Genomic DNA, 13,429 nt, shown 5'->3' with positions numbered 1-13,429 from the left:
ATACAGTCTGCACGATTGACCGGCAAAGAGGCCGCATGATCACCCGCAGACTTCTGTGCGCCGGCGCGGCGCTCGCCCCGCTTCCCCTGGTGCTTCCCGCCGCCGCCCAGACGTCCGGGCCGCGCTTCCCGCCGGCCTTCCTCGAGGGCATCCGCCAGGAGGCGCTGCGGGCCGGGGTCGATCGCGGCACGATCGACGCCGCACTGGCCGACATCCGCGAGGTTCCGCGGGTGATGGAGCAGGCGCGCAACCAGCCCGAGTTCAAGATGAGCTGGGAGACCTACCGCGACCGCGTCGTCTCGAGCGAGCGCGTGGCCCGCGGCCGCGCCCTGCTGGCCGAGAACCGCGCGACGATCGAACGTTTCGCCGGCCCGGCCGGCCTGCCGCCCTCGGTCGCCGTCGCGCTGTGGGGCATCGAGAGCAACTACGGTACCCGGCTGGGCGACTTCGAGGTGGTCGAAGCGCTGGCCACGCTGGTCCACAACAACTTCCGCGCCAAGTTCTTCCGCGAGCAGCTGATCGCGGCGCTCAAGATCGTGTCGCAGGGCCATATCGGCCTGCACGCGATGAAGGGCTCGTGGGCCGGCGCGATGGGGCAATGCCAGTTCATCCCCACGAGCTTCATCGCCTATGCGGCCGATGGCGACGGCGACGGGCGCAAGGACATCTGGACCAACAAGGTCGACGTCTTCGCCTCGATCGTGAACTACCTGCGGAAGGTGGGCTGGCGGCCGGGCCTGCGCTGGGGTGACGAGGTCTCGCCGGGCGCGCAGGGCGGGGCCGGCATGCGCATCGTTCGGCCGGCGGGGGCCGGGGGACCGGCCTATGCCACGACCGAGAACTTCAAGGTGATCCTGCGCTGGAACCAGTCGGATTTCTTCGCCCTCGCGGTAGGGCTCCTGTCGGACAGGATCGCCGCCTGACGCAAAAGCCCGAGGAGGCGGCTCCACTGGCCGTCCAAGATGATGTATGATCTGAACATCATGCCGCTAGCGTTGGTAAAACAGCGATTTCCCGCCCTCCAGACCCTCCGCCTCTGCGGCGCGATCGCCGTGATGGCGTCGGTCGCGGCCTGCGGGTCCTCAAACAAGGGCGGGGGAAGCGGGGCGAGCGGCAGCGCCGCGCAGTCCGGCACCTACAAGATCGGCAAGCCCTACAAGATCGACGGCGTCACCTACACGCCGCAGGAGACGTTCACCCTTACCGAGACGGGGGTCGCCTCGTGGTACGGGCCGGGCTTCCACGGCAAGTCGACCGCCAACGGCGAGCGCTACGACCAGTCCGACCGCACCGCCGCGCATCGCACGCTGCAGATGCCGGCGGTGGTGCGCGTCACCAACCTCGACAATGGACTGAGCACGGTGGTCCGCGTCAACGATCGCGGCCCGTTCGCGCGCAGCCGCGTGATCGACCTGTCGCGCACGGCGGCTCAGGAAATCGACATGATCGGCAGGGGCACGGCGCGTGTCCGCATCGACCAGCTCTCGACCGAGAGCATGACGGTGAAGGAGATCGCGCTGGGTGGTGGCGGTCCTGCCGAGCAGCAGCAGGCCCTGGCCCAGCTCGCCAGCGGAAAGCGCGCGCCCGCCGCCGCGCCGGCTCCCGCGCCAGCCCCTGTGCCGGCTCCCGTGCCGGCCGCACCGCCGCCGCAAGTCATGCAGGCGTCCTACGAGCCGCCATCTCCGCCGCCGGCGCCCGCACAGACCGTGTATGCCAGCCCGCCGCGCGGCAACGGCACGCCGTTTCCCGCGCCCCAGTCGGCCTCGGGCGCCGTGCCGCCCACCATCGCGTCGCTGTCGGCGACGGCGCCCCCATCGTCGGCCGGCGGTTTCTTCGTGCAGGTCGGTGCCTTCTCGACGCATGAAAATGCCGAGCGGCAGCGCGGCGCCGTCCGCAGCTACGGCAATCCAGAGGTTTCGCAGGGCTCCGCCAACGGACGCGATGTTTATCGCGTGCGGCTGGGGCCCTATACCACTTCCGACGCCGCCGGCATTGTCGCCGACCGGCTCAAGCGTTCAGGCTATGGGGATGCCCGTGTCGTTGCTGACTGATCTGCGCGCCCTCGTCGCGATGCTGGCCGTGGCCGGCATGGTCGCCCTCCCGCTGGCCGCCGATGCCCAGCAGGATCCGCCGAAGAAGCAGACCCAGCAGAAGCCGCCGGCCAAACCCAAGCCGCCCGCCGCGACACCGAAGGCGGCCGCACCGGCCGCCGCCGCCGCGGCCCCGGCGGCGCCGAAGGTCGAGCAGCTGCCGCCGTCGCAAGTCGGAATCGGCACGCTGGCCCGCCACGCCTTCATGGTCGATCCGCAGACCTCGACGGTGCTGCTGTTCAAGGATGCCGAGACGCCGATGCCGCCGTCGTCGATGTCGAAGATGATGACCATCTACATCATCTTCGACGAACTGGCCGCCGGTCGCCTGAAGCTCGACACGCGCTTCCGCGTGAGCGAGAAGGCGCGCAACATGGGCGGCTCGCGCATGTTCCTCGAACTGGGCAGCGAGGCCACGGTCGAGGATCTCATCAAGGGCATCATCATCCTGTCGGGCAACGATGCCTGTGTCGTGGTGGCCGAGGGACTGGCGGGTTCAGAAGAAGCCTTCGCCGAGCGCATGAACAAGCGCGCGCGTGAGATCGGCATGACGCGGACCAACTTCAAGAACGCATCGGGCTGGCCGGCGGAGGGTCAGTACACGACAGCGCGCGATCTCGCGGTTCTGTCGTGGCATACGATCGACGATTACCCGCAATACTATAAGTACTATGCGGATACGAACTGGACCTACAACAACATCCGGCAGGAGAACCGAAACCGCCTGCTCAAGACCGTGGCGGGCACCGATGGCCTCAAGACTGGGCACACGGAAGAGGGCGGCTACGGTCAGTCGACGTCGGCGGTGCGCGACGGACGACGTCTGATCCTGGTCGTCAACGGACTCACCTCGATGGCCGAGCGCGCGCAGGAGACGGCGCGGCTGATGGAGTGGGGCTTCCGCGAATCGACGAACATGACGGTGTTCCGCGCCGGCGACATGGTGGTCGAGGCTCCGGTGTGGCTGGGCGCACAGGACAAGGTTCCGCTGGTCGTGCCCAAGACCGTTCAACTCACGATGCCGACCGGCCAGACTGCCGCGCCGCGCGTGGTCGCGCGCTTCGACGGTCCGATCTCGGCCCCGATCGCCAAGGGCACCAAGCTCGGTACCGCCGTCGTCACGTTGCCCGACAACCGGACGATGGAGTATCCGCTCGAGGCCGGCGTCGACGTCCCGCGCATGGGCGTGTTTGGCCGCGTCGCCACGATGATCCAGCACTACATGTTCGGCTGGCTGTCGTGACAGACGGAGCCGAAGGGCTCTTCATCACGCTGGAGGGCGGGGAGGGGGCCGGCAAGTCGACGCAGGTCGCCCGCCTCAAGGCGCTGATCGAGAAGCGCGGCCACAAGTGTATCGCCACGCGCGAGCCGGGCGGCGCGCCCGGCGCCGAGATGATCCGCAAGCTGCTGGTCGAGGGGCCGGCCGAACGCTGGGACGGCGTGACCGAGGCATTGCTGCACTTTGCGGCCCGGCGCGAACATCTGCGCACGACCGTCCTGCCGGCTCTCGCGGCCGGCACCTGGGTCGTCTCCGACCGCTTCGCCGATTCGACGATGGCCTACCAGGGCTACGGCCACGGCATCGACCGCGCCATGTTGGGAGAGCTCTACGACATTGCCGTCGGTGACTTCCGGCCCGACCTGACGCTGATCCTCGACCTGCCGGTCGAGACCGGGCTTAAGCGCGCCGCCGAGCGCCGTGGCAACGAGACACGCTACGAATCGCTGCCGCGGGAATTCCACGAGCGCGTGCGCCAGGGTTTCCTCGACATCGCCGAGGCCGATCCCGCGCGCTGCACCGTGATCGATGCGACGGCCGGCATCGACGACATCGCGCGCGCGATCGAGGCGGCCCTCGACAGGCATCTCGAGGCCTGAGCGGTGGCGCGCGGCAAGACGCCCTCGGATCCGGCCGAGCTGGAAAAGCTCGAATGGCCCTATGGCTGGCCGCCGCCGTGGCGCAACGACCGCCTGGTGGGCCACGACCAGGCCGAGAAGACCCTGCTGGCCGCACAGCAGAGCGGGCGTCTGCACCATGCCTGGCTGATGACCGGGCCGCGCGGTATCGGCAAGGCGACGCTGGCCTGGCGCTTCGCGCGCTTCCTGCTGGCGGGCCAGGACCAGGGCGGCCTGTTCGGCGGTGGGCCGGAAAACCTCGACGTGTCGAGCGACGCGCCGGGCCGCCACCTGATCGACGCACGCTCGCATCCCGATCTCTTCCACCTGCGCCGCTCGCTCAATCACGACACCGGCCGCATCCGTGCCGAGATCGCCGTCGACGACGTGCGCGGGCTCGGCGAGTTCATGCACATGACGCCGGCGATGGGAAAGTGGCGCGTCGCCATCGTCGATTCGGCCGACGAGATGAACCGCAACAGCGCCAACGCGGTGCTGAAGATCCTCGAGGAGCCGCCGCCCAACGCGGTGCTGCTGATCGTCTCGCACGCGCCCGGCCGGCTGCTGCCGACCATTCGCTCGCGCTGCCGGCGCCTCGCGCTGCAGCCTCTGTCGGAAGATACCGTGGTGAAGCTTCTGGGCGATCACGCGCCCGAAACCAATCCGGAGGAGAGAAGGGCGCTGGCCCGTCTCGCCGAGGGCAGTATCGGCCGGGCACTCGAACTGGCGGGCGCGGGCAGTCTCGCTCTCTATCGCGAGATGGTCGAGGTGCTGGCGACCCTTCCCGATCTCGACATGCCGAAGCTGCACGCTTTCGCCGAGCGCTTCGCCAAGCGTGGCGAGGAAGCCAACGCCGACTGGCGCGCGCTGAACTACCTGTTCGACGGCTGGCTCAAGGGGCTGGTGCGGCAGGCGGCGCTGACGGCGGAATCTGCACCCGTCGTGCCGATGGAGGCGGGCCTGCGCGCGCGCCTGCTCGAGGCCGCGGGCGTCGATCGATGGATGGAGGCATCGGACGAGGTAGGCCGGCTGTTTTCGCGCGCCGATGCGGTCAATCTAGATCGCAAGCAGACCGTGATGGGCAGCTTTCTGAAGCTCCAGGGCGCCGCGCGCTGAGCCGTCGACTGGGGCGGTAGTCTTGATCCATGCGGATGGGCATGGGAAAAGACCGGCCATGTTGCCCCGGTCCGACATCGGAGACTCAGCACCCTGCGAACGAATGCGGGCCTGAACGCGCTTGAGTCTCATGCCCCGGTGGGGGCGTCATGTCAGTCCGGAGTTCAGTCGTCATGTCGGGCAACCGCACCTACTACGTCACCACGCCGATCTATTACGTCAACGACGTGCCCCATATCGGGCATGCCTACACGACGCTCGCCTGTGACGTGCTCGCGCGCTTCAAGCGTCTCGACGGCTGCGACGTCCATTTCCTGACCGGCACCGACGAGCACGGCCAGAAGATCGAGACTGCGGCCGCCGCCGCGGGCCTGCCGCCGCAGGCCTTCACCGACAAGGTCAGCCAGTCGTTCCGCGACCTGATCGGCGTGATGAACTACAGCCCCGACAACTTCATCCGCACCACCGAGCCGCGCCACTACGCGGCCTGCCAGGCGCTGTGGAAGAAGCTGGTCGCGGCGGGCGACATCTACGAAGGCAAGTATGCCGGCTGGTACTCGGTGCGCGACGAAACCTATTTCGTCGAGGGCGAGACCGCGGTCGGCCCCGACAACAAGCGCCGCGCCACGTCGACCGGCGCCGAGGTGCAGTGGGTCGAGGAGCCGTCGTACTTCTTCAGGCTCTCGGCCTGGGCCGACCGGCTGATCGCGTTCTACGAGAAGAACCCCGCCTTCATCGGCCCCGACAGCCGCCGCAACGAGGTGCTGAGCTTCGTGAAGGGCGGCCTGCAGGATCTCTCGGTGTCGCGCACCAGCTTCTCCTGGGGCATTCCGGTTCCCGGCGACGAGAAGCACATCATGTACGTCTGGCTGGACGCGCTCACCAACTACATCACCGAGTGCGGCTACCCCGACCAGAACGCTCCGCTGTGGAAGTACTGGCCGGCCAACCTCCACATGGTCGGCAAGGACATCATCCGCTTCCATTGCGTGTTCTGGCCGGCCTTCCTGATGGCCGCGGACCTGCCGCCGCCGCAGCGCGTCTTCGCGCACGGCTGGTGGACCAACGAGGGCCAGAAGATCTCGAAGTCGCTGGGCAACGTGATCGACCCGGTCGAGCTGGTGAAGACCTATGGGCTCGACCAGGTGCGCTACTTCCTGCTGCGCGAGGTGCCGTTCGGCAACGATGGCGACTTCTCTCGCCGCGCCCTGATCGGCCGCATGAACGCCGACCTCGCCAACGCCTACGGCAATCTCTGCCAGCGTGTGCTGTCGATCGTCGCCAAGAACTGCGGCGAGAAGGTTCCGCCGAGGGGCGAGCTGATGGAGGCCGACACCGCGCTGCTCGACCGCGCGAAGGGCCTGCTGGCCATCGTGCGCGCCGAGCTCGACGAGCAGGCCTTCCACAAGGCGCTGACCTCGATCTGGGAAGTGATCGCCGACGCCAACCGCTATGTCGATGCGCAGGCGCCGTGGGCGCTCGCCAAGACCGATCCGGTGCGGCGCGACACGGTGCTGTGGGTGCTGGCCGAGACCATCCGGCGCGTCACCCTGCTGGTGCAGCCCTTCATGCCCGACGCCACGGCGAAGATCCTGGAGCAGCTCGCGGTGCCGCCGGAGAAGCGCGTCTTCGCGGCCTTCGACCACGAGCTGGTCTCCGGCACGGCGCTGCCGCCGCCGCAGGGCGTCTTCCCGCGCTTCATCGAGCCGGCGGCGCCCGCGGCGCCGGCCAAGCCGCCGAAGCAACCCAAGGCGCCGAAGCAGCCGAAGGTCGCCGGCTGACATGCTGATCGACAGCCACTGCCATCTCGACTTCCCGGAGCTGACCTCGGACGAGAGCGGCGTGCTGGCGCGAGCACGCACCGCGGGCGTGGGCGGCATGCTCACGATCGGCACGCGGCTCGACCAGTTCGAGCGGGTGCGGGCGATCGCCGAGCGGCACGACAATGTCTGGTGCTCGGTCGGCGTCCATCCGCACGAGGCGAAGGAGGAGGGGCAACGCACCCCCGACCGGCTGATCGAGGCCGCCCGCCATCCCAAGGTGGTCGGCATCGGCGAGACCGGCCTCGATTTCTTCTACGAACACAGCCCGCGTGCCGAGCAGGCCGAGAGCTTCCGTGCCCATATCGCGGCGTCGCGGGAAACCGGCCTGCCGCTGATCGTCCATACCCGCGACGCCGACGCCGAGACGGGCGACATCCTCGAGGAGGAATACGCGAAGGGCGCCTTCCCCGGCCTGATCCATTGCTTCAGCTCGGGCCGCGCCGTCGCCGAGCGCGCGCTGGCGCTGGGCCTCTACGTGTCGATCTCCGGCATCGTGACCTTCAAGGCCGCCGAGGACCTGCGCACCATCGTGCGCGACCTGCCACTCGACCGGCTGCTGGTCGAGACCGACGCGCCGTACCTCGCGCCGATCCCCAAGCGCGGCAAGACCAACGAGCCGGCCTATGTCGCCCATACCGCCGCCAAGGTCGCCGAACTGAAGGGCGTGAGCCTTGCCGACCTGGAGGCCGCGACGACCGACAATTTCTTCCGGCTGTTCACCAAGGCGGAGCGTTCCCGGTGCGCGTGACCATCCTGGGCTGCGGCACATCCGCGGGAGTCCCCCGGCCGGGCGGCAAGGGCGGGAAGGGCGAGTGGGGGGCGGCCAACCCCGCCGACCCGCGCAACCGTCGCCGCCGCTGCTCCATCCTCGTGCAGGACCAGGGCAAGACCGTGCTGGTCGATACCTCGCCCGACGTGCGCAGCCAGCTCCTCGACGCCGAGGTTGAGCGCGTCGACGCGGTGATCTGGACCCACGACCATGCCGACCAGGTCCACGGGATCGACGACCTGCGGCCCTACGCGCTGCGCCAGGGCCAGATCGAATCGTGGTCCGACGCGCGCACCCATGCGGTGCTGAACCGGCGATTCGGCTACTGCTTCCAGGCCGAGGGCTCGGGCTTCTACAATCCGATCTACCGCCACACGGTGATCGAGGGCCCGTTCACGGCCGCCGGCCTTCCCGTAGTGCCGTTCCTGCAGGATCACGGCACGATCCCGTCGCTGGGCTTCCGCTTCGGCGGCGTGGGTTATGCCAACGACGTGGTGGCGCTGCCTGAGGAATCGCTGCAGGCGCTCGAGGGGGTCGAGGTGCTGATCGTCGACGCCATGCGCTACCGCCCGCACCCGACCCACGCCCATCTCGACCAGGCCCTGGAATGGATCGAACGGCTGAAGCCACGCCGGGCGTTCTTGACCAACATGCATGTCGATATGGACTATGCGGAAGTCGACCGGACGACGCCGGATCACGTGACGCCTTGCCATGACGGTCTCCAGATCGATCTTTAAGGTGAAGAATTGTTGTATTCCAAATGGATGGCGATCAATCCTCATCTGACACCTGAGCGTAAACGAAAGGAGTCCGGACGCCGGATTTTCCTGGCGGGCGCCCTGGTGCTCGGCCTGGCGCCCCTGGCGGCGCCTTTTGCGGCCCGGGCGGCCGACCGGCTGGACGTTGGCGGGCTGACGTTCCGGGATTTCGGGACGCCCGACAATGGCTCCAGCTACACCCGCGGCGAACAGAGCATCGGCGGTGGCACCAGCCAGAGCTTCACCCGCGTCCTTGGCATCGACCAGGCCAGCCAGGCCGTCCGGCTGCGTTTCGGCTCGGTGAACGTGGAACTGCTGCTGCCCATGGGCTGGCAGGCCAGCGAGGATGGGGAGCGGGGCATCGCCTATACGCTCGACAAGCGCATCCGGCTGATCGTCTGGCGGGTCGACTTCGCCTACGAGGGCGTCAAGGACGCCGAGCACTATGCGGCCACCAAGGCCGGCTCCATGAAGGCCCGCCGGCCGGGCGTCCAGGCGCAGGCCCGCAAGCTCTCGGACGGCAGTTTCGTCATCGTCTACGAGAACGTCCCGAAGGGGCCGAGCGACAGCGGTCCGCGCACCGTGTTCGACCTGGTCGTGCCCAATCCACGAAACCCCAAGGTCGGCGTTCTGGTGACGCTCGGCATGCCGGCCAACGAGGCAGGCCGCGGGCTGCAGCTGCTGGCGTTGATTACCCAGAACATGCGGATCGACTGGTAATCCTTTGTATAGGATAGATAGTCTATATTTGTCATAATATATATTATACGATAATCGGGAATGAGTTCGACGCCATGACCTCAGGCAAACCCACGCCGGAATCCCTGCCCAAGGAACCGCTGCCGCGGCTGCTCGCGGTCATGGCCTGGCTCCGCGATCGCCAGCATGGCTGCCCCTGGGACATCGACCAGACCTTCCGCAGCATCGCGCCCTACACGATCGAGGAAGCCTACGAGGTCGCGGACGCCATCGAGCGCGACGACCTGCCGGCGCTCAAGGAAGAGCTCGGCGACCTGCTGCTGCAGGTCGTCTATCACAGCCAGATCGCCAGCGAGGCCCAGGTCTTCGGCTTCGACGACGTGGCGGCCGCCATCGCCGACAAGATGGTGGACCGCCATCCGCACGTCTTCGGCGATCTCGATATCAAGACCGCGGATGCACAGACCGTGTCCTGGGAGGCCCGCAAGGCGGCCGAGCGCGCGGCCAAGGCCGCCAGCGACGGCAGCGCGGCGGCGGAGGCTTCGGCCGGTGCCCTGGACGGGGTGGCGCGCGCCCTGCCCGCGCTGATGCGCGCCGAGAAGATCCAGAAGCGCGCTGCCCGGGTCGGATTCGACTGGGGTACGATCGGCCCAGTCATCGACAAGATCGAGGAAGAACTGGGCGAACTGCGCGCCGAGCTGGAGGCCGGAAAGCTCGAGCAGGCCAAGGTCGCCGACGAACTGGGCGATGTCCTGTTCGCCGTGGCCAACCTGGCGCGCCACTGCAAGGTCGATCCCGAAGTCGCCCTGCGCGCCACCAACGACAAGTTCGAGAAGCGCTTCCGCTACATCGAGCGACGCCTGGGCGAAGCCGGCCGCAAGCCCGCCGAGGCCAGCCTCGAGGAGATGGAAGCGCTCTGGCAGGAAGCCAAGACGCAGGCCTGAGGCGTTTCGCCTGGCCCTTGCAAGGAGCGCCTGGAATGCTGGGTTACGTCATGATCGGGGCCGACGACGTGCCCGGCTCGGGCCGCTTCTATTCGGCGATCCTGGGGCCGCTCGGCTACGACCGGAAGGACGACGGCCACGGCATCGTGTTCTCGCGCCCCGACACGCCGGACGTCTACGTCGTCAGGCCCTTCGACGGCCGGTCGGCGACCGTCGGCAATGGTTCGATGCTGGCGTTCCGGGCTGCCACCCACGCCCTGGTGCGGACCCTCCATGCCGCCGGCATCGCGGCGGGCGGGTGCGACGAAGGCGCCCCCGGCTTCCGAGCCGACTACAGCGAGCACTTCTACGTCGCCTATCTCCGCGATCCCGTAGGCAACAAGCTCGCCCTCTTCTGCAACGATCCGGCCGAGGGACGCCGCGGCGCCTAGCGCCTTCGCGCCGGGTCCGCGCTTCCTTTATCCGCGGTTGAGCAGCGGCAGCCGGGCGGCTTCGAGGAGCGCCCTCGCCTCGGCCAGAGCCTGTTCCGTCGGAGCCGCAATCAGGCCGGCGTTGAGGGGTTGGCCCGGCATGTAGGGATCGCTGCCGAACTGTACGGCGCCGCCGCCGGCCTCGCGCATCATCAGCGTGCCGGCCGCGTGGTCCCACGGCTTGGTCGTGCGATACAGGCTGAAATCTGCGCGGCCCGCGAGAATTTCGAGGTATTCCGCGCCGGCGCAGCGGAGCGTGGTGATCCGGCCCAGGCGCGCGCGATTCCCCGGGGACAGCTGCTCGTCGAAGGCCTTGGCGATCTTGTAGCCGACGAAACCGTTCAGCGGCGCCGCGGCCGGCTGTCCGCGCACGGCGGCGCCGTCGAAGGTGACGCCTGCGCCGCGATGGGCCACGGCCATGCGGTCGTGCGGCACGTCGAGTATCCAGCCGCCGATCGCGGCCCGGTCCTGCACCAGGCAAACGATGATGGCGAAGCGGTCGCGGCCTGCAGCGAAGTTCGAGGTGCCGTCGAGCGGATCGACGATCCAGCAGGCCTCGCCCGGCCGGGCGATCAGGTCGAGAAGGCCCGGATCCTTCTCGACGGCCTCCTCGCCCACCACCGGCACGCCGGGCAGGATCTTGGCCAGCCCCGAGGCAAGCCGCTGCTCGGCCGCTTCGTCAGCCACAGTGACGATGTCACCCGGCCGTTTCTGGCGGACGTCTTCCTTGGAAAGATTGCGAAAACGGGGCAGCAGTTCGGCTGCCGCCGTCTCGCGCATGAGGTCGGCGACCCTTTGCGAGCCGCCGGCGTCGAGCATCGGCCTCAGCCGACGACGCCGAAGAGGTCCTCTTCCTTCAGGATCACATGGTCCTCGCCGGCCAGCTTGACCTCTGTGCCGGACCACTTGCCGTACAGAACCGTGTCGCCGACCTTGACGCCCAGCTCCTGCAGGCGGCCGTCCTCGAGGCGGCGGCCCTTGCCGACCGCGACGACCTTGCCCTGCATCGGCTTTTCCTGGGCCGTGTCGGGAATGATCAGCCCACCCTTGGTGCGGGTCTCGGCGGCCACCGGCTTCAGCAGAATACGATCGTGCAAGGGCTTGAAACTCATGGTGTTTCCTTCGTCCTGAGGTTGGTGTTCGAAATTTTGCCGCTTATAGGAAGTGCGCCCGCCGGGTGTCAACGCGCCTGCTGGCGGCGCTCGAACTGGGCCGCCGTGGCCTCGTCCAGGGCGACTGTCAGCCAGGCGGTTTCGCCCTCGTCGCGGCGGCTGCGGACTTCGCCATGGCGGTAGAGCCAGGCGATTGTCGCACCGTCCGAGAGCGGCACTGAGACTTCGCGTGCCTCGCCGGCGGCGCCCAGCAGGTCGGCAACGGCGTTCATGAGGTGGTCCACGCCCTCGCCGGTCAGCGCCGAGACCGGATACTGGCGGGCGCGCTCGGCGCCCGTGGCGGTCCGCGTCTCCAGCACCTGCCGGAGATCCGCCGGCAGGGCATCGATCTTGTTCAGCGCCTCGATGAAGGGACGTCCCGCCCCTTCCTCCAGCGCGCCGAGCTCGCGCAGCACGTCCTCGACGTCGGCGCGCTGCTGCTCGGTGTCGGGATGGGAAATGTCGCGCACGTGCACGATCAGGTCGGCCTCGATCACCTCTTCCAGGGTGGCGCGGAACGCCGCGACCAGATGCGTCGGCAGATCGGAGACGAAGCCCACCGTGTCGGAGATCACGCAGCCCTTGCCGTTGGGCAGCTTGATCGACCGCATCGTCGGGTCGAGCGTGGCGAACAGCAGGTCCTTGGCCATCACGTCGGCGCCGGACAGGCGATTGAACAGCGTCGACTTACCGGCGTTGGTGTAGCCGACCAGCGCCACCGTCGGCAGCCGTGCCTTCTTGCGGCCGGCGCGGTTGATCTCGCGCGTCTTGCGCACCGCCTCGAGGTCGCGCTTGATGCGCACGATGCGCTCGCCGATCAGGCGGCGGTCGATCTCGATCTGCGATTCGCCGGGGCCGCCCAGGAAGCCGAAGCCGCCGCGCTGGCGTTCGAGATGGGTCCACGACCGCACCAGACGGCCGCGCTGATAGTCGAGCGCCGCCAGTTCGACCTGCAGCCGGCCTTCATGGGTACGCGCACGCGCGCCGAAGATCTCCAGGATCAGGCCGGTGCGGTCGATGACCTTGGTCTGCCAGGCCTTCTCCAGGTTGCGCTGCTGCACCGGGGTGAGCTTGTCGTCGACCACGACCAGGCCGATGCCCATTTCCTCGACCGCGGCGGCGATGCGCGCCACCACGCCCTTGCCGATCAGCGTCGCCGGCGTGACCTGGCGCAGCGGCGCGACCTGCGCCAGGCGCACGTCGAGATCGATGGCGCGGGCCAAGCCCACGGCTTCCTCGAGCTTGGCCTGACTGTCACGATCGCTGCCGCGACCGCGCGGGCCAGCCGTATAGGGACACACGACCGCAGCCACCGTCGCGGGGCGCGCGGTTTCCAACGGCTTGCGGCTGCGCTTTTCCTGCTCGTCTTCGTCGAATTCGTCGATCAAATCAGCCTGCGTCGGCCTTGTCTCCGTCGAACAGCTGCACCGGGGTCACGGGCATGATGGTCGAAATCGCATGCTTGTAGACAAGCTGCGAGTGACCATCGCGGCGCAGCAGCACCGAGAAGTTGTCGAACCACGTGACGATGCCTTGCAGCTTCACGCCGTTCACGAGGAAGATCGTGACCGGAGTCTTGTTCTTCCGAAGGTGGTTCAGGAAGACGTCCTGAACGTTCTGTGCCTTTTCGCTCATATTTCTTGGCCTCTTGCTGGGCAGCCGGCTTCCGAGGGGTCGCCAGTTCAGAAGGTACGGGGTCCCTCCCCGCTA

At 68.2% G+C, this 13,429-nt stretch carries 15 protein-coding genes; 11 read left to right on the top strand and 4 right to left on the bottom strand.

The window, feature by feature from the left end:
• Nucleotides 1-35 precede the first annotated feature (35 nt).
• From LJ725_RS01305 to LJ725_RS01255, 11 genes are all read left to right on the top strand, one after another.
• Nucleotides 36-923 carry a lytic murein transglycosylase gene (locus LJ725_RS01305; protein WP_230548812.1) on the top strand — a complete coding sequence of 296 codons (888 nt, stop codon included), beginning with the start codon at nucleotides 36-38 and terminating at the stop codon, nucleotides 921-923.
• Between the two features lie 60 nt (nucleotides 924-983).
• Nucleotides 984-2,051, top strand: a complete 1,068-nt coding sequence (locus LJ725_RS01300; protein WP_230548811.1) for a septal ring lytic transglycosylase RlpA family protein — start codon at nucleotides 984-986, stop codon at nucleotides 2,049-2,051.
• On the top strand, nucleotides 2,035-3,333 hold the full coding sequence (locus LJ725_RS01295; protein ID WP_230548810.1) for a D-alanyl-D-alanine carboxypeptidase family protein: 1,299 nt from the start codon (nucleotides 2,035-2,037) through the stop codon (nucleotides 3,331-3,333). The genes LJ725_RS01300 and LJ725_RS01295 overlap by 17 nt, the downstream gene beginning before the upstream one ends.
• Nucleotides 3,330-3,968, top strand: coding sequence for a dTMP kinase (gene tmk, locus LJ725_RS01290; protein ID WP_230548809.1), 639 nt, complete (start codon nucleotides 3,330-3,332; stop codon nucleotides 3,966-3,968). Before LJ725_RS01295 ends, tmk begins: the two co-directional genes overlap by 4 nt.
• 3 nt (nucleotides 3,969-3,971) lie before the next feature.
• Entirely contained in the window at nucleotides 3,972-5,102 is a 1,131-nt protein-coding gene (locus tag LJ725_RS01285; RefSeq protein ID WP_230548808.1) for a DNA polymerase III subunit delta', read from the top strand.
• Nucleotides 5,103-5,275: 173 nt separating this feature from the next.
• The gene (gene metG / locus LJ725_RS01280) at nucleotides 5,276-6,883 is read left to right on the top strand and encodes a methionine--tRNA ligase (RefSeq protein ID WP_230548807.1); all 1,608 of its coding nucleotides are present in this window, start codon (nucleotides 5,276-5,278) and stop codon (nucleotides 6,881-6,883) included.
• Nucleotide 6,884: 1 nt separating this feature from the next.
• Nucleotides 6,885-7,673, top strand: a complete 789-nt coding sequence (locus tag LJ725_RS01275; RefSeq protein ID WP_230548806.1) for a TatD family hydrolase — start codon at nucleotides 6,885-6,887, stop codon at nucleotides 7,671-7,673.
• Nucleotides 7,664-8,434: an MBL fold metallo-hydrolase gene (locus tag LJ725_RS01270; protein ID WP_230548805.1), complete on the top strand. Its 771-nt coding sequence runs from the start codon at nucleotides 7,664-7,666 to the stop codon at nucleotides 8,432-8,434. The genes LJ725_RS01275 and LJ725_RS01270 overlap by 10 nt, the downstream gene beginning before the upstream one ends.
• A gap of 27 nt (nucleotides 8,435-8,461) precedes the next feature.
• The gene (locus LJ725_RS01265; protein WP_230548804.1) at nucleotides 8,462-9,175 is read left to right on the top strand and encodes a hypothetical protein; all 714 of its coding nucleotides are present in this window, start codon (nucleotides 8,462-8,464) and stop codon (nucleotides 9,173-9,175) included.
• Nucleotides 9,176-9,249: 74 nt separating this feature from the next.
• Nucleotides 9,250-10,098 carry a nucleoside triphosphate pyrophosphohydrolase gene (gene mazG / locus LJ725_RS01260; RefSeq protein WP_230548803.1) on the top strand — a complete coding sequence of 283 codons (849 nt, stop codon included), beginning with the start codon at nucleotides 9,250-9,252 and terminating at the stop codon, nucleotides 10,096-10,098.
• A 35-nt stretch (nucleotides 10,099-10,133) separates the two neighbouring features.
• Nucleotides 10,134-10,529: a VOC family protein gene (locus LJ725_RS01255; protein ID WP_230548802.1), complete on the top strand. Its 396-nt coding sequence runs from the start codon at nucleotides 10,134-10,136 to the stop codon at nucleotides 10,527-10,529.
• Nucleotides 10,530-10,556: 27 nt separating this feature from the next.
• On the opposite strand, the gene LJ725_RS01250 is transcribed toward LJ725_RS01255, so the two are convergent.
• The 4 genes from LJ725_RS01250 to hfq all read right to left on the bottom strand — a co-directional run bounded on the left by LJ725_RS01250 (nucleotide 10,557) and on the right by hfq (nucleotide 13,354).
• Nucleotides 10,557-11,387, bottom strand: coding sequence for an inositol monophosphatase family protein (locus tag LJ725_RS01250; protein ID WP_230548801.1), 831 nt, complete (start codon nucleotides 11,385-11,387; stop codon nucleotides 10,557-10,559).
• 5 nt (nucleotides 11,388-11,392) lie between these two features.
• Nucleotides 11,393-11,680 (bottom strand): co-chaperone GroES, encoded by a 288-nt coding sequence (locus tag LJ725_RS01245; protein WP_230548800.1) that lies wholly within the window; start codon nucleotides 11,678-11,680, stop codon nucleotides 11,393-11,395.
• Between the two features lie 68 nt (nucleotides 11,681-11,748).
• Complete coding sequence (hflX, locus tag LJ725_RS01240; RefSeq protein WP_268990364.1) at nucleotides 11,749-13,107, bottom strand: GTPase HflX; 1,359 nt, start codon at nucleotides 13,105-13,107, stop codon at nucleotides 11,749-11,751.
• 1 nt (nucleotide 13,108) lies between these two features.
• Nucleotides 13,109-13,354 (bottom strand): RNA chaperone Hfq, encoded by a 246-nt coding sequence (gene hfq / locus LJ725_RS01235; RefSeq protein WP_068189217.1) that lies wholly within the window; start codon nucleotides 13,352-13,354, stop codon nucleotides 13,109-13,111.
• Nucleotides 13,355-13,429: the final 75 nt, after the last annotated feature.

It is taken from the genome of Reyranella aquatilis (genome assembly GCF_020880995.1).
GTDB lineage: Bacteria > Pseudomonadota > Alphaproteobacteria > Reyranellales > Reyranellaceae > Reyranella > Reyranella aquatilis.
Note: the sequence above shows the minus strand (reverse complement) of the source record. Positions and strands in the feature narration are given on the sequence as shown.